The following is a 24,179-nucleotide window of genomic DNA, read 5'->3' on the forward strand; positions in this document are numbered from 1 at the left end:
TCCAATCAGGAGTTCTCGGTGTTCCAGCACAGAGCTGTGCGCTCGTCCCTCCTCGCCTCCGCCGTCGCGGTCACCCTCCTCGCCACGGCGGGCCAGGCCACCACGCAGGCCGCGGAGTCCGGGGCCCCGGCCGCGTTCACCGGCGCCCGGTCCGCCGCCCCCGCCACCGCCGCCCCCGGCCCCGGCGCGAACCCGTTCGACGAGGTCGACCACCTCGCCAACGCGCCGAAGACCGACCCCGCGCCCGCCCCGGCCCCGGGCGGGCAGGCCCTCACCGGGCAGGTCCCCGGCGCCGCGACGGCCGCCACGGCCACCACCGCCACGGACGAGCGGGTCGAGAAGAGCGGCAAGGCTGCCACCCGGCCCGCCCCCACCGCGCGGAGCGTCGCGGGCGTCCCCTGCACCCTCGACGGGATCACGAACCTCACCCCGGAGCAGTTCGCCGACTTCCTCGGCGACCAGGCCGTCCTCGCCGACGGCTGCCTGCGCGGCCTCATCTGGACCTGGGACGCCCGCCTCGCCCCCGTGATGTCCGACGCGCACGTCCAGGCCGTCTCGCGCCGGATATCCGTCCTGGCCGCCGCCCACGACGGCCGTAACTCCTCCCACCTGGAGGAGATGTTCACCTACCTGCACGCGGTCGCCTACCACGACTACTCGCGCGACGAGATCGACGTCACCGACGCGCCGACCGTGAACGCCATGCGCCAGGCCATCGCCGACTTCGGCAACGCCGCCCACACCTTCGACGTCACGGCCTCCAACGCCCGGACCCTGCGCGAGGCCCTCTACGCCGGCAGCGCGCCGGGCCTGCGCCAGCACCAGCTGGGCCTCATCAAGAAGGTCCTGGCCACCATGGACCCGGCCCACCCGGCCACGCACCTGGACGCCGGCTGGGCGGGCGCCGCCCTCGCCGCCCTCTCCGTCAACTACCTCGGCGTCTACGACGGCAACCACGACACCGCCTTCCAGGCGGCGGTGGCCGCCGACCCCGCGTACCGCGCGGTCTTCAAGGCCTTCTCGGGCTACACCCACCTCAAGGGCACCGGCAACGCCTGGGTGGTGCGCGACGCGCTGGGCGAGTACGGCCGCTTCGGCCAGATCCCGGCCCTCAAGGACCAGATCGTCGCCGACCTCGGCACCCTGCTGGAGCCGGTGAAGTCCGCCTTCGGCAGCGAGCCGTGGGCCAAGATCGTCTCCTGGCTCAACTACTACGGGGCGTGCAAGCAGTACGGGGTCTGCAAGGAGGACATCGAGAAGCAGATCTTCCCGTACACCTACACCTACGACAACGGCGCCATCAAGGTCCGCACCGCCCTGGACCGGGCCACCGTCGACCAGCTCTACTACGCGAGCAAGCAGGTCAAGACCCAGTTCCACCGGGTCCTCGGCACCGACCAGCCGCTCGCCGGCGACCCCAACACCACGCTGAACATCGTGCTCTACGCCTCCCGCGCGGACTACGAGAACTACCACCCGATCCTGACGGGCTACGGCACCAACAACGGCGGCATCTACATCGAGAACGGCGCCACCTTCTACACCTACCAGCGCCGCGTCCCCCAGGACTCCTCCCTCACCCTTGAAGAGCTCTTCCGCCACGAGTACACGCATTACCTCAACGGCCGCTTCGCCGTCCCCGGCTTCTTCGGCGAAGGCCCCTGGTACGAGGGCGACCGTACGACCGCCATGGACGAGGGAACGGCCGAGTTCTTCGACGGCGCCACCCGCGACAACGGCATCGCCGTCCGCAAGTCCCTGGTCAAGAGCATCATCAGCGACACGGCCGGCGGCGGCCCGCGGATGAGCGTCGAGCAGCTGCTGAACGCCACCTACGACGGCGACGGCTTCCGCTTCTACAGCTACGCCGGCACCTTCTTCGAGTTCCTGTGGACCGAGAAGCCCACCCTGCTGCGCGAGATGTACACCCACCTGCGGAACAACGACGTGGCCGCGTACGACGCCTGGCGCCACCGGATGGGTGCCGACACCTACCTCCAGCGCGACTACGACCGCTTCCTGGACGCGCAGATCGCCAAGGTGGACAAGCTCTTCGTGCCGAACACCTCCTTCACCCCGAACGACCAGCTGCGCGATTCGGCGCTGGCGTCGGTGAAGTCGGCCTTCGCCACGGCCACGTACAACACCCCGGACTGCGTGGAGAACGGCGACCCCGGCAAGCGGCGCTTCACCTGTACCGGACGGATCACCGCGAACCTGAAGAACTGGCGCAGCGACGACCAGAACTTCAAGGACATGTCCGAGACGGTCGACTACTTCCTCCTCGACCGCGCCGGGGCTGCCTCCAACAACCTCGCCGACATGAACTGCTCCTTCGGTCCGCTGGAGATCTGGAGCAACAAGGTGGCGGGCACGTCGAGTTACAGCTGTGAGGGCCCGCTCCGCAGCTGACCCGTCCCGGACCGGTCCCGTACCCCCGGGACCGGTCTGGGCAGCACCTAAGGAATGTGACATATTACTGCCGTGCTCAAGAGACACCCCCTGGACGTCGTGATCATCGGCGCCGGCGTCGTCGGAGCGGCGTGCGCGTACTACGCGGCCCGCGCCGGACTCTCCGTGGCCGTGGTCGACCGCGGCCCCGTCGCGGGCGGCACGACGGGCGCCGGCGAAGGCAACCTGCTCGTCTCCGACAAGGCGGCGGGACCGGAGCTCGACCTGGCCCTGCTGTCCACCGGCCTCTGGACCGAACTGGCCGGCGTCCTCCCCCAGGAGATCGAGTACGAGGCCAAGGGCGGCCTCGTCGTCGCCCCGAACCAGGCGGCGCTGGAGGCCCTGCGGGGCTTCGCGGAAGGCCAGCGCAAGGCCGGGGTCGACGCGGTCGAGGCGGGGGCGGACGACCTGCGCACCCTCGAACCGCACCTGGCCCCGGGCCTCGCGGGCGGATTCCTGTACCCGCAGGACGCCCAGGTCCAGCCGGCCCAGGCGGCGGCCCGCCTGCTGGTGGCGTCGGGCGCCGAGGTCCATCTCGGCGAGGAGGTGACGGGCATCCTGCGCTCCGGCGAGACGGTCCGCGGGGTCCGCACCACGCACCGCGAACTCCTGGCCCCGGCCGTGGTCAACGCGGCGGGGACGTGGGGCGGGCGCGTCGCGGAGCTCGCGGGCGTGAGCCTGCCCGTCCTCCCGCGCCGCGGCTTCGTCCTGGTCACCGAACCGCTGCCCCGCGTGGTCCGCCACAAGGTCTACGCGGCCGACTACATCGCGGACGTCGCCAGCGGCTCCGCGGCCCTGCAGTCCTCGGCGGTGGTCGAGGGCACCCCGTCGGGCCCGGTCCTGATCGGAGCCACCCGCGAACGCGTCGGCTTCGACCGCACCCTCTCCACCGAGGCCTTGCGCCGCCTCGCCGGCCAGGCGGCGGCCCTCTTCCCGGTCCTGGCGGACGTCCGGGTCCTGCGCACCTACCACGGCTTCCGGCCGTACCTCCCCGACCACCTCCCGGCGATCGGCCCGGACCCCCGCCGCCCCGGCCTGCTGCACGCCTGCGGCCACGAGGGCGCGGGCATCGGCCTGGCCCCGGCGACGGGCGCCCTGATCGCCGCCGCACTCACCGGAACCGAACCCCCGCTTCCCCTGACCCCCTTCCGCCCGGAGCGCTTCGGCCCGGCCCCGGCCCGCACCACCCCCTGAGGAGGAACCGCAGATGCGCAGCCCCCGCGAGCTGGTCGGCGGCAGCCCCGCGTCGCAGTACACGGTCGACTTCGACGGCCGCGAACTCCCCGCGCAGGAGGGCCAGTCCATCGCCGCCGTCCTCTGGTCCGCCGGGATCCTCGCCTGGCGGACCACCCGCGACGGCGGCGCCCCGCGCGGCGCCTTCTGCGGGATCGGCAGCTGCTACGACTGCCTCGTCACCGTCAACGGCCGCCCGAACCAGCGGGCCTGCCTCGTCCCCGCCCGGGAGGGCGACACCGTGACCACCCAGGAGGGAACCGGCCATGCCGAGCTCGCCGTCTGACCGACCCGTGGCCGATCCGGCCGATCCGGCCGACCTGGCCGTCGTCGGCGCGGGCCCGGCCGGGCTCGCGGCCGCCGTCGCCGCCGCCGGCCTCGGCCTGCGCGTCACCGTCCTCGACGCGGGCGACCGCCCCGGCGGGCAGTTCTACCGCCACCCCGCACCCGGCCTGGGAGCCGCCCGCCCCGAGGCCCTGCACCACGACTGGGCCGCCTTCGCGACCCGCGAAGCCGCCCTGCGCGCCCATGAGTCGGCGGGCCGCATCACGTACCTCGCGGGTCACCACGTGTGGACGGTGGTTTCGCAGGAGGGACGGTGGACCCTGCACGCCGTGGCCGGAGACGAGGGCGCCGCCGCCACCGTCACGGCCCGGGCCGTCCTCCTCGCCACCGGCGCGTACGAACGCCAGCTGCCCTTCCCCGGCTGGACCCTGCCCGGTGTGGTCGGGGCCGGCGGAGCCCAGGCCATGCTCAAGGCCGGCCTGGTCCTCCCCGGCAAGCGGATCGTCGTCGCCGGCAGCGGCCCGCTCCTGCTCGCCGTGGCCGGATCCCTCGCCGCCGCCGGGGCCACCGTCCCCGCCGTGGTGGAGGCGTCGGTGTACACCGCGTACGCGGGGAAGGCGGCCGCCCTGCTCCGCAACCCCGCCAAGCTCGCCGAAGGCGCGACGTACGGGAGCGCGTTGCTCCGCCACCACATCCGCCTCCTCACCCGGCACGCCGTGACGGAGGCGCACGGCACCGACCGCGTCGAGGCCGTCACCGTGACCCGGCTCGACCGGGACTGGCGCCCACTGCCCGGCACCTCCCGGCGGATCCCCTGCGACGCCGTCGCCGTCGGCCACGGCCTCGTACCCCAGCTGGAACTCGCCACCGGCCTTGGCTGCGCCACCCGCCGGAGCCCCGACGGCACCGTCGCCCTGGACCTGGCCGCCGACGGCCGCACCTCCGTCCCCGGCGTCTGGTCCGCAGGCGAGACGGGTGGCATCGGCGGGGCCGGGCTCGCGCTCACCGAAGGGGAGATCGCGGCCCACGCGATCGCCGGACGGCCCGTCCCCACCTCCCTCACCCGCCGCCGCTCGCGGCTGCGCGCCTTCGCCGACGCGATGGCCGCCGCCCACCGCCCGGGCCCCGGCTGGACCGGCTGGCTGCGGGACGATGCCGTCGTGTGCCGCTGCGAGGAGGTGCCGGCCGGCCTGGTCCGCGAGGCCGCCGAAGACCTCGGCGCGCAGGACGCCCGCACCGTCAAACTCCTCACCCGGGCGGGCATGGGCTGGTGCCAGGGCCGCATGTGCGGACCGGCCGTCGCCGCCCTCGTGGGGGAGGCCCCGGCCCCCGACCGGCGGCCGCTGTCCTGCCCGGTTCCACTGCGCCACCTCGCCGAACTTCCCGCCGCGGACGGCTGATCAGGTCCCCCCGGACCCTTGTGGCCGCCTCACACCCACTAGTAAAATGTCACACACCACACTAGGGAGTCACCACATGACCCACGAGCCCACCCCCGCGCCCCGCACCGACGCCCGCCCGGACACCCGGACCCGCCCCTGGCACGGAATCATGGTCGCCACCGCGCTGCCCCTGCGCGAGGACCTCACCGTCGACTACGACGCCTACGCCGAGCACGTGGCCTGGCTGATCGAGGGCGGCTGCGACGGCGTGGTCCCCAACGGCTCCCTCGGGGAGTACCAGACCCTCACCGACGACGAGCGGGCCCGCGTCGTCCGTACCGCCGTCGAGGCGGCCGGCGACGGCGCCCGCGTCATGCCCGGCGTCGCCGCCTACGGCAGCGCCGAGGCCCGCCGCTGGGCGGACCAGGCGGCGGAGGCGGGGGCCGGCTCCGTACTGCTCCTGCCCCCCAACGCCTACCGGGCCGACGAGCGGACCGTACGCGCCCACTACACCGAGGTCGCCCGCGCCGGGCTGCCCGTCGTCGCGTACAACAACCCCATCGACACCAAGGTGGACCTGACCCCGGCCCTGCTCGCCCGGCTGCACGCCGACGGCAGCATCGTCGCCGTGAAGGAGTTCAGCGGGGACGTCCGCCGCGCGTACGAGATCGCCGAACTCGCCCCGGGCCTCGACCTGCTCATCGGCGCGGACGACGTCCTCCTCGAACTCGCCCTCGCCGGCGCCGTCGGCTGGATCGCCGGCTACCCCAACGCGCTCCCGCAGTCCTGCGCCACCCTCTACCGGGCCGCCGTCGCGGGCGACCTCGCCACCGCCCTGCCGCTCTACAAGTCGCTGCACTCCCTGCTGCGCTGGGACTCCAAGACCGAGTTCGTCCAGGCCATCAAGCTCTCCATGGACCTGGCCGGCCGCCCGGGCGGCGCCACCCGCCCGCCGCGCTTCCCGCTCACCGAAGACATCGAGGCGGCCGTCCGCGCCGCCACCGAGAAGGCCCTCGCCGAGGGCCTCAACTAACCAGCCGGCCTCAACCGACCCGCCAGAGGGGGCGCCTGATGCGCACGCGGAACATCTACCACGCGGTGGACTCGCACACCGAGGGCATGCCGACCCGGGTGATCACCGGGGGAGTCGGGGTCATCCCCGGCGCGACCATGGCCGACAAGCGGCTCCACTTCATCGAGCACATGGACCACATCCGGACCCTGCTCATGTACGAGCCGCGCGGCCATTCCGCGATGAGCGGCGCCATCCTGCAGCCCCCCACCCGGCCCGACGCCGACTTCGGCGTCCTCTACATCGAGGTGTCCGGCCTGCTGCCCATGTGCGGGCACGGCACCATCGGGGTCGCCACCGTCCTCGTCGAGACCGGCATGGTGCCCGTCGTCGAGCCGGTCACCACCGTCCGGCTGGACACCCCGGCCGGGCTGGTGAGCGTGGACGTCCGGGTCGAGGACGGGGCGGCCACCGCGGTCACCCTGACCAACGTTGCCTCCTTCTGCGTCGGCCTCGACCTGAAGGCGGACGTACCCGGCTTCGGCACGGTCACCTACGACCTCGCCTACGGGGGCAACTTCTGCGCCTTCGTCGAACTCGACGCGCTCGGCCTCCCCTTCGACCGCGCCCGCAAGGACGACCTGATCGCCGCCGGACTCGCGGTCATGGACGCGATCAACGGCTCCGGCGACCGGCCCGTCCACCCCGAGAACTCCTCCATCGCCGGGGTCAAGCACGTCTACCTCGCCGCGCCCGGCTCCGACGCCCGCCGGTCCCGGCACGCCATGGCCATCCACCCCGGCTGGTTCGACCGCTCGCCCTGCGGTACGGGTACCAGCGCGCGCATGGCCCAGCTGCACGCCCGCGGACTCCTGGAGCTCGGCGCGGACTTCGTCAACGAGTCCTTCATCGGCACCGAGTTCACCGGCCGGCTGGTCGGTGAGACCACCGTCGGCGGGCGCCCGGCCGTCTTCCCCACCGTCACCGGCCGGGCCTGGATCACCGGCACCGCCCAGTACTTCCTCGACCCGACCGACCCCTTCCCCGGAGGCTTCCTCTTGTGATCACCGTCCGAACGGTGGACTACCACACCGCCGGCGAGCCCTTCCGCATCGTCGACACGCTCCGGGAAGGCATGCCGCCCGTCCCCGGGGACACCGTCGCCGAGCGCTGCGCCACCGCCATCGGCCCGGGGGGATCCGGCACGGCCCCGCGCCGGGGCGCGCTGGACGACGTACGCCGCCTGCTGGTGCAGGAGCCGCGCGGACACGACGGAATGTACGGGGGGTTCGTCGTCCCGCCCGACGACGACGGGGCCCACTTCGGCGTGCTGTTCTGGCACAAGGACGGCTACTCCACCGCCTGTGGCCACGGCACCATGGCCCTCGGGGTCTGGGCCGTGGACACCGGCCGGGTCGCCGCCCCCGACCACGGGGACGTACCCGTGCGCATCGACGTGCCGTCCGGGCGGGTCACCGCCACCGTGCACCGGGACGGCGGCCGCACCACCGGGGTCACCTTCCGCAACGTCCCCGCCCGGGTGAGCGCCCGCAAGGTTCCAGTGGCGACCACGCTGGGGCTCGCCGAGGTGGACATCGCGCACGCCGGGGCCTGTTACGCCTCCGTCGCCGCCCGCGACCTCGGCCTGGACGTGTCCCGGGGCTCGCTGCCCGACCTGGTGCGGGCCGGCCGGGAGATCCGCGCCGCGCTGGCCACCCACCCGGCCACCTGGCATCCCGGCGGCCCGCTGCTCTCCGGCGTCTACGGGGTGATCCTCTACGAGGAACTGCCCGATACTCCTTTCGGGCCCCACCAGCGCAACGTCACCGTCTTCGCCGACGGGCAGATCGACCGCTCGCCCTGCGGCTCCGGCACCTCGACGCGGCTCGCCCTTCTCGCGGAGGACGGGCGGCTCGCGGCAGGGGAGGACCTGCTGAACGAGTCGGTCACCGGCACGGTGTTCACCGGCCGGATCCTCCCCTCGGGGTCCCCCCGGACGGAGTCCGGGGGAGGAGTCACCGAGATCACCGGCACCGCGTACCGCACCGGCGAGCACACCTTCACGGTGGACCCGCACGACGCGCTCGGGACGGGCTTTTTGCTGTGAGGCGGCTCGGCGCCGACGCGATGGCCGGGCTCCTGACCCCGGCCGCGGCCACCGACGCCCTGGCCGCCGCCCTGCTCGGCGGCCTCGACCCGGAGGCCTGCCCGCAGCGCACCAACATCCCCGTCCCGGGCGGCGAACTGCTGCTGATGCCCGCCGCGTCCGGGGCGTACGCCGGGGTGAAGATCGCCGGGGTCGCGCCCGGGAACCCGGCCCGCGGGCTGCCCCGGATCACCGGGAGCTACCTGCTCCTCGACGGCCCCACCCTGCGCCCGCTGGCCCTGCTCGACGGCGCGGCCCTGACCGCCCTGCGCACCCCGGCCGTGTCCGCCCTCGCGCTGCGCCACCTGGCCCCGGCCGGGAGCCCGCTGCGGCTGGTGCTCTTCGGCTGCGGACCGCAGGCGTACGGGCACCTGGAAGCGACCCTTTCCGTACGGGAGTTGGCCGAGGTCGTGGTGGTCGGCCGCAACCCCGAGGGCGCGGAGCGGCTCGCCGCGCACGCCCGTGCCCTGGGTCTGTCCGCCCGGACGGGCACCTCCGAGGAGGTGGCCGACGCCGATCTGGTCGTCTGCTGCACCACGGCCAGGGAGCCGCTCTTCGACGGGCGCCTCGTCGGCCCGGGCGCCACGGTCGTCGCCGTCGGCTCGCACGAGCCGACGGCCCGGGAGACCGACACCGCCCTCGTACGGCGCGCCGCCGTGTACGTGGAGTCGCGGGCCGCGGCCCTGCGCGAGGCCGGGGACCTGCTGGTCCCGGAGGCCGAGGGGGCGATCGGGCCCGGCCACATCACCGGCACGCTCGCCGACCTGGTCGGGGGAAGGATGCCGGCGGGCGGGCCGCAGAGTTGTCCACAGCTCTTCAAGAGTGTGGGCATGGCCTGGGAAGATCTCGCCGTGGCGGTCGCGTACTTCGAGGCCGCCGGGGTGTGAGCAGCGCAACGTGACATTGTACGCTGTTCCTCTGCGATGGCTCGGAGGAAATGCACATGGGTGACCTGAAGCAGCACAGTCTCATCAAGGCCCAGGAACGGCTCCGCGACCAGGTCGGCCACGCCCTCCGAGCAGCCCTGATAGCGGGTGAACTGCGCCCGGGGAGCGTCTATTCGGCCCCCGGTCTCGCAGCCGAACTCGGCGTCTCGGCCACGCCGGTGCGCGAGGCCATGCTCGACCTGGCCCGCGAAGGCCTCGTGGAACCGGTCCGCAACAAGGGCTTCCGGATCACCGAGGTCAGCGAGCGCGACCTGGACCAGTACACCGAACTGCGCACGATGATCGAGGTGCCGACCGTCGGCCGGATCACCAAGATCGCCACGACCGAGCAGCTGGAGGCCCTGCGGCCCGTCGCGCAGGAGATCGTCACCAGCGCGCGCGAGCACAACCTCATCGGCTATCTGGAGGCGGACCGCCGCTTCCACCTCACGCTGCTGGGGCTGGCCGGCAACGACCGCCTCGTCGAGACGGTCGGGGACCTGCGCAAGCGGTCCCGGCTGTACGGACTGACCGGCCTGGACGAGGCCGGCAAGCTGGTGTCCTCGGCGGAGGAGCACATCGAGCTGCTCGACCTGATGATCAGCGGGGACGCCGAAGCCGCCGAGGCCTGCATGGTCCGCCATCTCGGCCACGTCCGCTCGCTCTGGGCCCAGGGCCGCGACGAACCCGTCGGCCGCACCCCGGGCCGTCTGGGCGGCCCCGTCAAGGGCTGACCTGTCACGCCAGTTGGGGCCCGGACCGTGCGGTCCGGGCCCCAACTCGCTTATCCCCGAAGCGATTTGGACACGGCTGGATAACGGCGGGCTCAACCCCTTGTCAGTGCAATTTCACATTACTATGTTACCGGTCACATCATAGAGCGCGGCCCTTCACTGGAGTGACCCCATGACCAAGCGCACCCAACTCGCCCTCGCCACCGCCCTGGTGGCCGCTCTCGCACTCGGCGCCTCGGGCTGCTCCGACACCAAGAAGGGCAAGGGCGGCGCCACCGCCGAGAACCCCGCAGCCGCGAACGACGGCAAGATCCTCGGCGGCACCCCGGTCAAGGGCGGCACCCTCACGGTCCTGTCCAACCAGGACTTCTCCCACCTGGACCCCGCCCGCAACTGGGTCATGCCGACCATGGACTTCGGCACCCGGCTGCTCTACCGCACCCTCGTCACCTTCAAGGCCGAGCCCGGCAAGGCCGGCAGTGAGCTGGTCCCCGACCTCGCCACCGACCTGGGCACCCCCTCCAACGGCGGCCGCACCTGGACCTTCACCCTCAAGGAGGGCGTGAAGTACGAGGACGGCTCGCCCGTCAAGGCCCAGGACATCAAGTACAACGTCGAGCGCTCCTTCGCCCCCGACCTCACCGGTGGCCCCGACTACGCCGCCCAGTACCTGGCCGGCGCCGAGGGCTACAAGGGCCCGCTCCAGGGCCAGCACCTGGATTCCGTCAAGACTCCGGACGACCGCACCATCGTCTTCGAACTCAAGCGGCCCGTCGCCGAGTTCTCCGCGACCGCCACCCTGCCGACCTTCGCGCCCGTGCCCCAGTCCCAGGAGAAGGGCACCCAGTACGACGCCCGCCCGTTCTCCTCCGGCCCGTACAAGATCGAGTCGTACGACCGCGACAAGAAGCTCGTCCTCGTCCGCAACGAGCACTGGGACCCGAAGACCGACACCGTCCGCAAGGCCTACCCGGACAAGTTCGTCATGGTCATGGGCCTCAAGGGCGGCCAGATCGACGACCGCATCATCGCGGGCGAGGGCGCCGACGCCTCCACCGTCCAGTACTTCGACATGCGTCCCGAGAGCGCGCCCAAGGTGCTGCCCAAGGCCGATGTCAAGGCGCGCCTGCTCGCCGAGTCCCAAGGCTGCACGGAAATGCTCCACCTGAACAACTCCCGCGCCCCCTTCAACGACCCCAAGGTCCGCGAGGCCATGCAGTACGCCGTAGACAAGGAGGCCGTGGTCACCGCGGGCGGCGGCCCGGCCCTCAACGAGGTCGCCACCGCCTACCTGCCCCCGGCCCTCTCCGGCGGGAAGCAGGCCGACACCCTCAAGATCGTCCCGTCGGGCGACCCGGCCAAGGCCAAGGAACTGCTCAAGGCCGCGGGCAAGGAGACCCTGAAGGTCTCCCTCACCGTCTCCACCGGCGACAAGAGCAAGGGCGAGGCCATCCAGCAGGGCCTGTCCCGCGCGGGCATCGAGGTCGTCATCGACACCGTCGACCCGGGCGCCTACTACGACGTCATCGGCGACCTCTCCACCACCCCCGACATGACGCTCACCGGCTGGTGCCCCGACTACCCCTCCGGCTCCACCTGGATCCCCTTCGTCTTCGACGGACGCACCATCAAGGACAAGGGCAACCAGGGCAATTACAGCCAGTTCCGCGACGAGGCCACCACGAAGCGGATCGACGAGATCAACGCCATGGCCGACGCCAAGCAGGCCAACCAGGCCTGGATCGACCTGGACGCGGAGATCATGAAGAAGTCCCCGTCCATCCCGGTCCTGCTGGAGCGCAAGCCGCTCCTCGTCGGCCCGAACATCGCGGGCGCCTTCGGCCACCCCGTGTGGACCGGCACCATCGACTACGGCACGGTCGGCCTCAAGGACCCGTCGAAGAGCCAGGGCTGAGGACCGGACACGACAGCGCCATGACCACCACCGCACCCGCCGTCGGCGATCCGGAGGCGAAGGAGGTCCCGCCCGGCAGCAGCCCCTGGCAGCTCGCCCGGCGTGAACTCCGCCGCCGCCCCGCCGTCCGCGTCAGCCTCTGCGTCGTCCTCCTCTTCGTCCTCATGGCCGCCACCGCCCCCTGGCTGGGCGCGCTCGGCGGCTGGTCCCCCGAAGAGTTCGACAAGACCGCCATCGACCCCTACCTCGGCGGCCAGCCGCTCGGCTCCCTCGGCGGGATCAGCCCCGAGCACTGGCTCGGCGTCGAACCCGTCACCGGCCGGGACCTGTTCGCCCGCGTGGTCCACGGCGCCCAGGTCTCCCTCCTCATCGCCTTCACCGCCACCGCCATCGTGGTGATAGCCGGCACCGCCGCCGGAATCGCCGCCGGCTACTTCGGCGGCCGCACCGATGCGCTCCTGTCCCGGCTGATGGACCTGACCATGTCCTTCCCCTCGCTGATCTTCATGATCGCGATGCTGTCCGTGGCCAAGGACGTCAACCGGATCGTGCTCATGACCGCCGTCATCGGACTCTTCGGCTGGCCCGGCGTCGCCCGTGTCGTCCGCGGCCAGACCCTCTCCCTCAAACACCGCGAGTACGTGGACGCCGCCCGCGTGGGCGGCGCGAGCTCCTGGCGGATCCTGACCCGCGACATCCTCCCCGGCGTCTCGGGCCCGGTCATCGCCTACACCACCCTGCTCATCCCCGGCATGATCAGCACCGAGGCGGCGCTGAGCTACCTCGGCGTGGGCGTCCGACCGCCCACCCCGTCCTGGGGCCAGATGATCGCCGAGTCCGTCGCCTTCTACGAGACCGACCCCATGTACTTCGTCATCCCCAGCGTCTTCCTCTTCCTCGCCGTGCTCGCCTTCACCCTGCTAGGCGACGCCCTGCGCGACATCCTCGACCCGAGGGGCGGCCGCAGTTGATCCTCTACCTCGCCCGCCGGCTGCTCGCCCTCGCCGGAGTGCTCCTCGCCATCGCCGCCGTCACCTTCCTCATCTTCTACGTCCTGCCCTCCGACCCGGCCGCGGCCGCCTGCGGCAAGACCTGCAGCGCCGAGCGGCTGGCCGACGTACGGGCGTACCTGGGCCTCGACCAGCCCCTGTGGCGCCAGTTCACCGACTTCCTCACCGGCATCTTCACCGGCCGCACCCTGGGCACCGGCCAGTACGCCGTCCAGTGCGACTTCCCCTGCCTGGGCTACAGCTACGAGAACTCCCTCCCGGTGTGGGACCTGCTCATGGACCGGCTGCCGGTCTCCGCCTCCCTCGCCGTCGGCGCCGCCGCGCTGTGGCTGGTCCTCGGCCTCGGCGCCGGGGTCACCGCGGCCCTGCGCAAGGACACCGCCACCGACAAGGCCCTCATGGTCGGGGCCGTCGCCGCCGCCTCCCTGCCCGTCTACTTCACCTCGGTGATGCTGATCTACGGGGTCATCCGCGTCGCCGGCCTCCTGCCCTACCCCACCTACCAGGCCTTCTCCGAGAACCCGCTCGCCTGGGCCTCGAACCTGCTCCTGCCCTGGACCGCGCTGGCCCTGCTGTACGCGGCCATGTACGCCCGCCAGAGCCGCGGTTCGATGATCGAGGCGATGGCCGAGCCGTACATCCGTACCGCCCGCGCCAAGGGCATGCCCGAGCGCACGGTCGTCGTCAAACACGGCCTGCGCTCCGGGATGACCCCCATCCTCACCATCTTCGGCATGGACCTCGGCGGGCTGCTCGCCGGAGCCGTGATCACCGAGTCCATCTTCGGACTCCCCGGCATCGGGCGGCTGTTCTACGGGGCGCTGGTCAGCTCGGACCAGCCGGTGGTCCTCGGGGTCACCCTGCTCGCCGCCTTCTTCATCGTCGTCGCCAACCTCGTCGTCGACCTCCTGTACGCCGTCATCGACCCGAGGGTGAGGTACTGATGGCCGCACTTCTTGAGGTACGCGATCTGCGCGTCACCTTCACCACCCCGCACGGCACCGTACGGGCCGTCGACTCCCTCGGCTTCACCGTCGAGGCCGGCCGCACCCTGGGCATCGTCGGCGAGTCCGGCTCCGGCAAATCGGTCACCTCGCTGGCCGTCATGGGCCTGCACCGGGGCGCGGCCGAGGTCGGCGGCTCCGTGGCCCTCGCCGGACGGGAGCTGACCGGCCTCTCCGAACGGGAGCTGGCCAAGGTCCGCGGCCGCAGGATGGCCATGATCTTCCAGGACCCGCTCTCCAGCCTCCACCCGTACTACACGGTCGGCGAGCAGATCGCCGAGCACTTCCGGGTGCACTTCAAGGCCGGGCGGGCCGCCGCGCGCAAACGGGCGATCGACATGCTCGGCGAGGTCGGCATCCCGGAACCGGCCCGGCGCGCGGGGGAGTACCCGCACCAGTTCTCCGGCGGCATGCGCCAGCGCGCCATGATCGCCATGGCGCTGGCGTGCGAGCCCGACCTGCTGATCGCCGACGAGCCCACCACCGCCCTGGACGTCACCGTGCAGGCCCAGATCCTGGAGCTGATCGCGAGGATCCAGCAGGAGCGCGGACTCGGCGTCGTGATGATCACCCATGACCTGGGGGTGGTCGCCCGCGTCGCCCACGAGGTGCTGGTCATGTACGGCGGCCGCGCGGCCGAACAGGCCCCGGTCGACGAGCTGTTCGCCGACCCGGCCCACCCCTACACCCGCGGCCTGCTCGACTCGCTGCCCCGCCTCGACACTGCCGACGACGAACCACTGCCCTTCATCCCCGGTTCCCCGCCGTCCCTGCTCGCACCCGCCCCGGGCTGCGCCTTCGCCCCGCGCTGTCCGCGCGCCGCCGCGCGCTGCACCGACGTACGCCCGGAACTGGAGACGTACGCCGAAGCGCCGGGGCGGACGGTGGCCTGCCACTTCGCCGGGGCCCGCACCGCCGAGGAGGCGACGCGATGAAGACCACCGCCGAACCGCTGCTGTCCGTACGGGACCTCACCATGACCTTCCCCGGGAAGCGGTCCGCGACCGGGCGCCGGGGGGCGCCCGTGCGCGCCGTGGACGGGGTCTCCTTCGACCTGGCGGCAGGCCGGACCCTCGGCCTGGTCGGGGAGTCGGGCTGCGGGAAGTCCACCACGGGCCGGATGCTGGTCAGGCTGCTGGAGCCGACCTCGGGCAAGGTGGCCTTCGAGGGCAAGGACATCAGCCGGCTGTCGCAGAGCGCGATGCGGCCGCTGCGCAAGAGCATCCAGATGGTCTTCCAGGACCCGCACTCCTCCCTCAACCCCCGCCAGACCGTGGCCCGGATCATCTCCGACCCACTGCTGGTGCAGGGCTGGAGCGCCGCAGACGCCCGCCGGCGCGCCGCCGAGCTGATGGAACTGGTCGGCCTGATCCCCGAGCACATCGACCGCTACCCGCACGAGTTCTCCGGCGGCCAGGCCCAGCGCATCGGCATCGCCCGGTCCCTGTCCACCAGCCCCCGGCTGATCGTCGCCGACGAACCGGTCTCCGCCCTCGACGTCTCCGTGCAGGCCCAGATCGTCAACCTGATGGAGCGGCTGCGCGCGGAGCTGGGCCTCGCCTACGTGTTCATCGCGCACGACCTGTCGGTGGTCAAGCGGGTCAGCGACCGGGTCGCCGTCATGTACCTCGGCCGGATCGTCGAGATCGGGGACAAGAAGTCCCTCTACGAGAACCCGCAGCACCCCTACACCCGGGCGCTGTTGTCCGCCGTACCGCTGCCCGACCCGGCGGCGGAGCGGCGGCGGGAGCGGATCGTGCTGCTCGGCGACCCGCCGAGCCCGGCCGCCCCGCCCCCGGGCTGCACCTTCCACCCGCGCTGCCCCAAGGCGCGGGAGATCTGCCGCACCGAGCGGCCGCTGTTGCAGCTTGCCGCCTCCCAGGAGGTGGCGTGTCACTTCCCGGGTGACTGACGGGGATCCACGGGAAGAAGGCGGGGCCCCGCGGCCAATGGCGTCCGCGGGGCCCCGCGCGTGGGGAATCAGCCGAGTTCCCTGCGGAAGAACTCCAGCTCCAGCGCCATGATCTTCTCCCTCGTGCCGCCCGGGCTCATGTGCGTCATACCGGGCAGCGCCAGCAGCTGGTGCGGGCGGCCGGCGTCCGTCAGGGCCTGGGACAGACGCAGGGTGTGGGAGGGGTGGACGTTGTCGTCGGCCAGGCCGGTGGTCAGCAGCAGCGGGCGGGTCAGCTTCGGGGCGTCGGGGATCAGGGAGTCCCGCTCGTACACGTCGTCAGACCGGCGCTGCTCCTGCGGGAGGCCGAGGTAGCGCTCGGTGTACGCCGTGTCGTAGTGCCGGAAGTCGGTCGGCGCGGCCCCGGCGGCCGCCGCGTGGAAGACGTCCGGGCGGCGCAGCACCGCCAGCGCCGACAGGTAGCCGCCGTAGGACCAGCCGCGTACGCCGACCCGGCCGAGGTCCAGGTCGGCGTGGCGGGCGCCGAGCGCCTGGAGGGCCGCGACCTGGTCCTCCAGGGTGACCTCGGAGAAGCCCCGGTACATGGCGTGCGTGAAGGCGGGCGAGACGTACGGGGTCCCGCGGTTGTCGATGGTGACCACCGCGAAGCCCTGGTCGGCCCACCACTGCTTGGCCTGCCAGCGGCGGGGTTCGGCGCTGATGTCCTGGTAGCCGGGGCCGCCGTACGCGTCGACGAGCACCGGGAGCCGCCGGCCGGGGACGTGGTCGCGGGGGAGGACGAGGGCGGTCGGGACGCCGTGCTCCGTGACCCGCTCCAAGGCCGGGACCACCCGGTACGGCAGCGGCTGGGACAGGTCCGCCGGGGTGAACTCCCGTCCGTCCGGGGTGCGTACGGTACGGCGGATCCCGTCGGAGTCGGCGGAGGTCAGCAGGAGCGTCCCGGCCGAGGCGGACACGCTGTGCACCCCGGGCCCGTCGGCGACCGGGGCCGGCTCCCCGGTCACGGGGTCGAGCAGCAGCACCTGCTGTTCGGCGGGGTCGCGCAGCCCGGCCTCGATCAGCAGCCGGCCCTCGTGGATGCCGGCGACGCGGCGGACCTGGATCCCGTCGCCGGTGATCGGCGTGCCGTCGACCGCGAGGGCGCGGGCGGCCCCGCCCGGTGTGTCGGCGGCGGTCAGCATCCGCCCGTCGGGGAGGCGGGCGGGGGTGCCGGGAACCAGGGGGTCCACCCACTGCGGGTGCGTGGTCCGGGACAGCTCCCGGGTACGGCCGGTGGCCGGGTCGGCGGAGAGCAGCAACACGTTCTGCTGGAGCCGGTCCTGGACGGTCAGCAGGATCTCCCCGGACGAATCCCAGCCCGCGTCGGAGACGTACGGGTAGGCCTCCGCGTCCCAGTCGAGCCGTGTCCGCGTGCCGTCCGGGCCGAGCACCCACAGCTGGACCTCGGCGTTGGGCCCGCCCGCCTCCGGGTACGCGAAGTCCTCGGCCGGGAGCTCGGGGTGCGCGGGATCGGCGAAGTACCGGCGCTGGAGGGCGGATTCGTCGACGCGGGCGGCGAGCAGGGTCACCCCGTCCGGGGACCACCAGTGACCCCGGGCGCGGCCGAGCTCCTCGGCGGCGGCGAACTCGGCGACGCCCCAGCGGGCCCCGTCGGGCGGGCTGACCCGGCCGCCGGGGGCGACGTACAGGATGTCGTCGCTGACGTACGCGGTGCGGGAGCCGTCGGAGTTGGGGCGGGGATCCAGGGCGGGTCCGGCGGCCGGTATCTCCTCGGGCCGGCCGGTGCCGTCCGCGGTGACCCCGTAGAGCCGTCCGTAGAGCGGGAAGACGGCGCTCCGGCCGTCGCCGGAGAGCGCGTACGAGCCGATCCCGGCGGCGAGGAGGCGGATGCGCTCGCGCAGCCGGCGTTCCCCGGCCGGGAGCTCGCCCGGCTCGGGGCACAGTTCGCGGGGATCGGCAAGGCGGGACTCGGTGCCGGTGGCCGTGTCGAGGACCCAGAGGCTGTCGAAGGGGTCGGTCGGACCGGCCGAGCGGAGGAACCAGAGGAGGCGTCCTTCGTCCCCGAAGGCGAAGGCGCGCGGGGCGCCGTAGGTGAACCGGGCCGTGCTCGCGGAGAGCCTGAGGAAGTCATCCATGATCGTAGTGTGACATGTGAAATATCACATCGCCTAGGCCGTTCGAGTGGTGACGCCACGTGTGCGGGCATAGCGTCGACAGGGTGGACCCGAATGCAACGCCGACCAGCACCGGGACCGACGGCAAGGTCCGAGGGAGCGGGAACGGGCTCGCCCTGTTCGTCATCGCCTCCTGCCAGCTCATGGTGGTCCTCGACATCACCATCGTGAACATCGCGCTGCCGCACATCCAGACCGCCCTCGGCTTCTCCACCGAGAGCCTCTCCTGGGTCGTCAACGCCTACACCCTCGCCTTCGGCGGCCTGCTGCTCCTCGGTGGCCGCACGGGCGACATCCTCGGCCGCAAGCGCGTCTTCATCTTCGGCGTCCTGCTCTTCGGGCTTGCCTCCCTCCTCGGCGGACTCGCCCAGAACGAGGGCCAGTTGATGGCCGCCCGAGCCCTCCAGGGCGTCGGCGGCGCCATCGCCTCCCCGACCTCCCTCGCACTGATCACCACCACCTTCCGCGAAGGGCCCGCCCGTAACCGGGCGTTCGGCGTGTTCGCCGCGGTCTCGGCCGGCGGCGGCGCGATCGGGCTGCTCGCGGGGGGCGTGCTCGTCGAATGGCTCGACTGGCGCTGGGTGTTCTTCGTCAACGTCCCGATCGCCGCGCTCATAGCCGTCATGGCCAAGAAGGTCATCCGCGAGTCCGAACGCCACCCCGGACACTTCGACCTCGCGGGCGCGCTGCTGTCCACCCTGGGCATGGTCTCGCTCGTCTACGGATTCATCCGCGCCGCCCAGGAGGGCTGGACCGACCCCTACACGCTCGCCGCCTTCGGCGCCGCCGTGGTCCTGTTGACCCTGTTCATCCTCAACGAGCGGCGCTCGCCGCAGCCGATCACCCCGCTGCACATGTTCGCCGACCGCAACCGGGCCGGGACCTACGGGATCATGCTCATGCTCGCCTGCGCGATCTTCGGCATGTTCTTCTTCCTGACGCTCTTCGTGCAGATCGTGCTGGGCTTCAGCCCGCTGATGGCCGGCCTCGCCTTCCTGCCGGTGAGCGTGGTGGTCGCCGTGGGCGCGGGCACCGCCTCGCAGTTGCTCCCGAAGTTCGGGCCGAAACCCTTCATGGTCGCCGGCGCGCTGTGCTCGGCGGCAGGCCTCGCCTGGCTGACGCAGACCGACATCCACTCGACGTACCTGGGCAGCATCTTCGGCCCCCTCCTGATCTTCGGCCTCGGCATGGGCCTGCAGTTCGTCTCGCTCACGCTGATGGCCCTGTCCAACGTCGCCGACCGGGAGTCCGGTGCGGCGTCCGGGCTGCTCAACACGATGCAGCAGGTCGGCGGTTCGCTGGGCCTGTCGATCCTGGTGACCGTCTTCGGCACGGCGAGCCGCAACGCGGCCAAGGACCAGGTACCGGACTTCCTGCGCACGTCCACCGCCGAACAGAAGGCCTTCTTCCAGCGCACCGGACAGTTCCCGAAGCCGTGGAGCGACCAGGTGCTCACCTCCGGCATCAGCGCGGCCTTCGTCGTGGCGGCCGTGTTCACCCTGGTCGGTGCGCTGATCGCGCTGACCGTCATCCAGGTCCGGCCCTCGGACCTCGAACGGCTCCAGGGAAACCACACACCGACGAAGGTCTAGGGGGTGTCTTTCCGGTCAGGCGAGGGCGGCGCGCAGTCGGGCCGCGTCCGCACGGGTGTCCATCCGCAGGGCCACCCAGGAGCCGTCCGGGAAGGCCAGGTCCACCCTGGCCGGCCGGCGGCGCAGTCGGGGGACGCGCCGCAGGGTGCAGGCGGCGGTGTGCGCCTCGCGGGCGCTGTCGCCGCGACCCCAGGGCGGCCGTACGGTGACCTTCCCCGTGCTCGCGGCGAACGTACCGCGCGGGCCACGGGTCTCGGTGCGCCAGTGCGTCCAGTGGAAGCCGTGCAGGGCCAGGGCGAGACGGCCGGCCTCGGCGCCCCAGCCGCCGCGCAGGGCCGGGCCGTGGAAGAGCCGCCCGACGAGGCGGGCGGCCCGCTCGAACGGGTCGGCGAGCGCCGACACCGCGTCGGCGAGGTCGTCGGGCAGCGCGGTCAGGAACCGGATGAGGAAGAACCCGGCGATCCGGCGCAGCAGCCGCTCCGGGGCGGGCGAGCCGGGCAGCATCGCACGCGCCGGCCGCCGTACGCAGGGGGACAGCCGCCCCGGGATCTCCTCGTCCATCCGGCCATGATGGCCGACAGAGCCTAGCCGTCGAGGCGACGGACCCGGCAGCGCGCCGGGCCGTCCGTCCGCAGGGTGATTCCGGCGCTGACCGGGATGTCGGTGTCCACGGCCTCGAACTCGTACGCGCGCAGGATCATCGCCAGCGCGATCACCGACTCCAGCATCGAGAAGTGCTGCCCGATGCAGGCGCGCGGGCCGCCGCCGAACGGGAACCAGGCGTAGCGCGGCCGGCCGGCCTCCGCCTCCGGGGTGAAGCGCTCGGGGTCGAAGCGGTCGGGGTCCGGCCAGTGGAGCGGATGGCGGTGCGTCACCCACGGCGCCAGGATCACGTCCGCACCCGCGGGTACGGTGTGCCCGCCGACCTCGGTGGCGGCGACCGCCTTGCGGCCGATGACCGGGGCGGCCGGGTAGAGCCGCATCGCCTCCTTGAGGACCTGGGTGAGGTACGGGAGCCGGTCCAGGTCGGCGGCCTCGGGCGTACGGTCGCCCAGCACCCGGGTGATCTCCTCGCGCGCCCGCTTCTGCTCCTCGGGGTGGCGGGCCAGCAGGTGCAGGGCGAAGGAGAGGGAGGTGGCGGTCGTCTCGTGTCCGGCGAGCAGGAAGATCAGCACCTGGTCGCGGAGTTCGGAGGCGTCGAACTCCCCGTCGTCCGAACTCTTCGCGGCGGCGAGCAGCGTGAGCAGGTCCTCGCCGGGGCTCTCCGCGGGGTCGGCGCGCCGCTCGCCGATGATCTTGTCGCAGACCGCGTAGAGCTCGTCCATCGCGGCGGCCGCCCGCTTGTTGGCCGGGGTCGGCCAGCTGCGCGGAATGTTGGCGGGGGAGTAGCCGCGGCGCAGCACGTAGTCGGTGATGACCGGAAAACACCGGTCGACGACGTCGACGGTGGCTTCCACGTCGGTGCCGAAGAGGATCCGGGCGACCGCGCGCAGGGCCAGGTGCATCATCTGGTCGGAGACGTCGACGATGCCGTCGGGGGCCTCCTGCCAGGCGGCGACGACCGCCTCGGTCTCGGCGGCGACGGCCCCCGCGTAGCCGTCCACCCGGCGCCGGGTGAACAGCGGCTGGACCAGCCGGCGCTGGCGCAGGTAGTCCTCGTCCTGGCTGGTCAGCAGGCCGTTGCCGAAGGAGTCCCGTACCTCCTGGTAGAAGGGGTTGTCCTTGCGGAAGTTGGCCGATTCCGAGGCGAGCACCTGCTGGGCGCCCTCGGCGGAGAAGACGCAGTACAGCTCGGCCCGCAGTCCGGGCGGGCCGGCCGTGATCCGTACGACGTCCCCGTGCTGGTGCTGGGCCCGCAGATAGGTGCCGAGGGAGTCGGACTTCAGATCGAAGAGCGACCCCAGCACCGGCACCCCCGCCAGCGCGGGAACCCCCGCCCCGACACCCTCGCTCGCGCCAACAGCCATGACCGTCCCCCTCGTTCCGTCCCGATACGGCCGATTCTGCCGCCCCCCGATGGCCCGTGGCGAGCACCCCCGGCCAACAGGGCCGAATACCGACCGCGGCCGTTCCGGAAGTGACGGTTGGTTACCGAACCCTGGCGGTCTCGGTGTCAGGTTCCCTGGCGAGGGGTCCTCGCGTCGGCAACCATTGGACCGGTCACCGGAGTGCACGGAACGGGGGAGGCGCGAGTGGCTGAATCGAGGCCGTCATGGCCGGTATTGGCGAGTCTGGGGGTCACGGCTCTGGGCATCATCGTCGGCCTATTGGCTTGGTTGTTTCCCGTGGCCGACGGGGTGAAATCAGAGGGCCGACGCTCAAGCGATGCGGCTGAGGCCGGGGCGGGCGGGGCCGCACCTTCCGGGGCCACCGCGCAGCCCACTGAACCGAAGGTACCGACGGCGACGCCCGAGGGGAGTGCTTCCCCGTCGGCTGCACCTGTCTCCCCGGCCCTCAGCGGCCGGACCCCGGAAGGCTGGGCAGGGACGTGGCGCGGTTCCACGAGCGATAACGAAGAGCTGATCATCGTGAACCTGCGGGCAGGGAAAGAAGGTCAGGCGGTCGGCACGATCGAGTGGCCCGTGGCGCCGTGCAAGGGAGAACTCACCCTGCTGGCCGTCATAGGCGAGAAGCTGGTCATTCACGAGGTCATAACCGAGGACCCCAAGGCGACATGCCGAGCCGAGGCGAAAATCGACTTCACGCTCAAGGGGGCGACCTTGTTCCTCGGCGGGTCGGAGTGGGGCAAGGAAGCGACCCTGCGGCGTGCGTGAAACGCCGGGCCCCCGCCGCTCTCCGCAAACGAGTGACGGGGGCTCGACAGTTGTCCCTGCTAGATGTCGCGGAAGACCACTACTAGCGCTCTGACCTGCATATATCAGTGTCATTGGAGATCATCTTCCATAAGTGCTCCACAATCCGGTTTGTTGAGCGGAAAGCCGCTCAGCGGGGTTGATGCGTGCAGGACGGGCCGATTCAACGCATGAACTGTCACTGAAAGTAATCGTGGCGAGGATCGGCAGATGAGGCTCTGCGGGCGATTTCATGCCGCCCTGCCGTACATCCCCTGGACGGCTAGGCGGACCTTCGACCCGGCGCCGGCGACACGGTGGACGTACTTTCTCAGCGTGAAGGCGGGGTCGCTGTGCCCGAGCCGGTCGGCGAGGGTGTAGATGTCGACCCCGCCGTCCAGCATCATCGACGCGTACAGGTGGCGCAGGGCATGCATCATTTTGTCGCGCGATTTCTCCCACTTCCGGCCCGGCTTCTCGGGGTCCAGTGGGGCGATGATGCCCACGGCGGCGAGCGCGGGCTTCCAGACGAAGGAGTTGAACCAGTTCGCCTGGATCGGCTTCTTCTCCCGGCCGTAGAAGAAGATCCGCGCCGTGACCGGCTCGCCGTCCCGGGTCCGGTGAGGGATCGTTACCTCGATCGGCGGGTACTTCTTCGTGTGCTCCAGCAGCGCCGCCGCCACCGCCGGGCTCAGCTCCACCCACCGGTCTTTCGGGTCTTCCTCGTCGGCCCCCTTCGGGTTGTCGAAGACCAGGACAGGGCCGTCGTGGGCGACCTGTCTGACGATGTGCACCATCGGCCCGTCGGGGTGGTCCCAGTCGATGTCATCGGGGCCGAGGCCGAACGCCTCGCCCTGACGGAGCCCGAGCCCCCGGCATGCATCGACCAGCGCCTGATACCGATCGGGGAGTTCCACCCGGATCTTCTCGGTGTGCTCCCACGTCAGCGCCAACGCCTTCGGCGTCGACTTGTTCCGCGTCGGCTTCACCGCCACGACCGCCTTCAACAGGCAGGGGTGCTTGCGGATCAGCTCGTCGTCCACCGCCAGGTCGAACGCGGTCCGCAGGTTCGCGAAAATCAGATGGAGGGATGAATCTTCGAGCAGCTCGCGCCGGCCTTTGAGCCAGTCCCGCAGCGCTGTGGCGCTGACGTCCTTGATCCGCATCTTTCCCAGCGGGGTCGGGATCACGTGCAGGCGCATCCGCTGCTCGTACCGCTGATAGGTCCGCGGGTTGTCGAACGTCATGCCGTTCAGCCAGATCGTCACCCACTCCCCGACGCGGACTTCGCCCCCCTTGGGGTTGATGTACGAGCCGTCATCCACGGTGGCCCGCATCTTGGTCTCATGCTTCTTGGCGTCGGTCTCCTTCGTGAACATCTCCGTCTCCTGGACGCCCGCGTCGTCCCGCCACCGGGCCTGCCACCGCTTCCTGACCCCATGGCCCACGGACGGCACCTTGCCGTGCTCCTTGCACACCTCCTCGGTGGGCCCTGGGCGGGACTTGTGCCAGCGGTCGTACGGCATGGATGACTCCTCAACTCAGTGAAGAACCCGATGTTATGGGCGTGTAGCGGGTTACAGGAGGGCCATATGAGCGAATCAAAAAATC

Annotated in this window: 20 protein-coding genes; 16 read left to right on the forward strand and 4 right to left on the reverse strand. The window is 71.9% G+C overall.

Going from position 1 to position 24,179, the window contains the following annotated elements; translation table 11 throughout:
* Positions 1-18 precede the first annotated feature (18 nt).
* From ACGFYQ_RS27245 to ACGFYQ_RS27310, 14 genes are all read left to right on the forward strand, one after another.
* Positions 19-2,412, forward strand: coding sequence for a collagenase (locus ACGFYQ_RS27245; RefSeq protein ID WP_393748246.1), 2,394 nt, complete (start codon positions 19-21; stop codon positions 2,410-2,412).
* Positions 2,413-2,484: 72 nt separating this feature from the next.
* A complete protein-coding gene (locus ACGFYQ_RS27250) occupies positions 2,485-3,645 on the forward strand; it encodes an NAD(P)/FAD-dependent oxidoreductase (protein WP_393748248.1) in 1,161 nt (386 codons plus the stop codon).
* Positions 3,646-3,658: 13 nt separating this feature from the next.
* Positions 3,659-3,970, forward strand: coding sequence for a (2Fe-2S)-binding protein (locus ACGFYQ_RS27255; RefSeq protein WP_393748250.1), 312 nt, complete (start codon positions 3,659-3,661; stop codon positions 3,968-3,970).
* Positions 3,951-5,369: an NAD(P)/FAD-dependent oxidoreductase gene (locus ACGFYQ_RS27260; RefSeq protein ID WP_393748252.1), complete on the forward strand. Its 1,419-nt coding sequence runs from the start codon at positions 3,951-3,953 to the stop codon at positions 5,367-5,369. Before ACGFYQ_RS27255 ends, ACGFYQ_RS27260 begins: the two co-directional genes overlap by 20 nt.
* Before the next feature lie 76 nt (positions 5,370-5,445).
* Complete coding sequence (locus tag ACGFYQ_RS27265; RefSeq protein WP_393748254.1) at positions 5,446-6,384, forward strand: dihydrodipicolinate synthase family protein; 939 nt, start codon at positions 5,446-5,448, stop codon at positions 6,382-6,384.
* Positions 6,385-6,422: 38 nt separating this feature from the next.
* Positions 6,423-7,427 (forward strand): proline racemase family protein, encoded by a 1,005-nt coding sequence (locus ACGFYQ_RS27270; protein WP_393748256.1) that lies wholly within the window; start codon positions 6,423-6,425, stop codon positions 7,425-7,427.
* On the forward strand, positions 7,424-8,470 hold the full coding sequence (locus tag ACGFYQ_RS27275; protein WP_393748258.1) for a proline racemase family protein: 1,047 nt from the start codon (positions 7,424-7,426) through the stop codon (positions 8,468-8,470). Before ACGFYQ_RS27270 ends, ACGFYQ_RS27275 begins: the two co-directional genes overlap by 4 nt.
* Before the next feature lie 20 nt (positions 8,471-8,490).
* On the forward strand, positions 8,491-9,396 hold the full coding sequence (locus ACGFYQ_RS27280; RefSeq protein WP_393748555.1) for an ornithine cyclodeaminase family protein: 906 nt from the start codon (positions 8,491-8,493) through the stop codon (positions 9,394-9,396).
* 56 nt (positions 9,397-9,452) lie between these two features.
* The gene (locus tag ACGFYQ_RS27285; RefSeq protein WP_393748260.1) at positions 9,453-10,169 is read left to right on the forward strand and encodes a GntR family transcriptional regulator; all 717 of its coding nucleotides are present in this window, start codon (positions 9,453-9,455) and stop codon (positions 10,167-10,169) included.
* 172 nt (positions 10,170-10,341) lie between these two features.
* On the forward strand, positions 10,342-12,084 hold the full coding sequence (locus ACGFYQ_RS27290; RefSeq protein ID WP_393748262.1) for an ABC transporter substrate-binding protein: 1,743 nt from the start codon (positions 10,342-10,344) through the stop codon (positions 12,082-12,084).
* Between the two features lie 20 nt (positions 12,085-12,104).
* Entirely contained in the window at positions 12,105-13,055 is a 951-nt protein-coding gene (locus tag ACGFYQ_RS27295) for an ABC transporter permease (protein ID WP_393748264.1), read from the forward strand.
* Complete coding sequence (locus tag ACGFYQ_RS27300) at positions 13,052-14,038, forward strand: ABC transporter permease (RefSeq protein WP_393748266.1); 987 nt, start codon at positions 13,052-13,054, stop codon at positions 14,036-14,038. The genes ACGFYQ_RS27295 and ACGFYQ_RS27300 overlap by 4 nt, the downstream gene beginning before the upstream one ends.
* Positions 14,038-15,033, forward strand: coding sequence for an ABC transporter ATP-binding protein (locus ACGFYQ_RS27305; RefSeq protein WP_393748268.1), 996 nt, complete (start codon positions 14,038-14,040; stop codon positions 15,031-15,033). Before ACGFYQ_RS27300 ends, ACGFYQ_RS27305 begins: the two co-directional genes overlap by 1 nt.
* The gene (locus tag ACGFYQ_RS27310) at positions 15,030-16,010 is read left to right on the forward strand and encodes an ABC transporter ATP-binding protein (protein WP_393748270.1); all 981 of its coding nucleotides are present in this window, start codon (positions 15,030-15,032) and stop codon (positions 16,008-16,010) included. Before ACGFYQ_RS27305 ends, ACGFYQ_RS27310 begins: the two co-directional genes overlap by 4 nt.
* Before the next feature lie 68 nt (positions 16,011-16,078).
* On the opposite strand, the gene ACGFYQ_RS27315 is transcribed toward ACGFYQ_RS27310, so the two are convergent.
* Positions 16,079-18,145: a prolyl oligopeptidase family serine peptidase gene (locus ACGFYQ_RS27315; RefSeq protein ID WP_393748272.1), complete on the reverse strand. Its 2,067-nt coding sequence runs from the start codon at positions 18,143-18,145 to the stop codon at positions 16,079-16,081.
* A gap of 83 nt (positions 18,146-18,228) precedes the next feature.
* On the opposite strand from ACGFYQ_RS27315, the gene ACGFYQ_RS27320 reads away from it, so the two are divergent.
* Complete coding sequence (locus tag ACGFYQ_RS27320; protein WP_393748274.1) at positions 18,229-19,776, forward strand: MFS transporter; 1,548 nt, start codon at positions 18,229-18,231, stop codon at positions 19,774-19,776.
* 15 nt (positions 19,777-19,791) lie between these two features.
* On the opposite strand, the gene ACGFYQ_RS27325 is transcribed toward ACGFYQ_RS27320, so the two are convergent.
* Positions 19,792-20,337, reverse strand: coding sequence for a hypothetical protein (locus tag ACGFYQ_RS27325; RefSeq protein ID WP_393748276.1), 546 nt, complete (start codon positions 20,335-20,337; stop codon positions 19,792-19,794).
* 23 nt (positions 20,338-20,360) lie between these two features.
* Positions 20,361-21,743 (reverse strand): cytochrome P450, encoded by a 1,383-nt coding sequence (locus tag ACGFYQ_RS27330; RefSeq protein ID WP_393748278.1) that lies wholly within the window; start codon positions 21,741-21,743, stop codon positions 20,361-20,363.
* A gap of 225 nt (positions 21,744-21,968) precedes the next feature.
* Here ACGFYQ_RS27330 and ACGFYQ_RS27335 point away from each other — a divergent pair, with 225 nt between their 5' ends.
* Entirely contained in the window at positions 21,969-22,550 is a 582-nt protein-coding gene (locus tag ACGFYQ_RS27335; RefSeq protein WP_393748280.1) for a hypothetical protein, read from the forward strand.
* 269 nt (positions 22,551-22,819) lie between these two features.
* On the opposite strand, the gene ACGFYQ_RS27340 is transcribed toward ACGFYQ_RS27335, so the two are convergent.
* Complete coding sequence (locus ACGFYQ_RS27340) at positions 22,820-24,094, reverse strand: tyrosine-type recombinase/integrase (protein ID WP_393748282.1); 1,275 nt, start codon at positions 24,092-24,094, stop codon at positions 22,820-22,822.
* Positions 24,095-24,179 lie beyond the last annotated feature (85 nt).

The organism is Streptomyces sp. NPDC048258 (genome assembly GCF_043201995.1).
Taxonomy (GTDB): domain Bacteria; phylum Actinomycetota; class Actinomycetes; order Streptomycetales; family Streptomycetaceae; genus Streptomyces.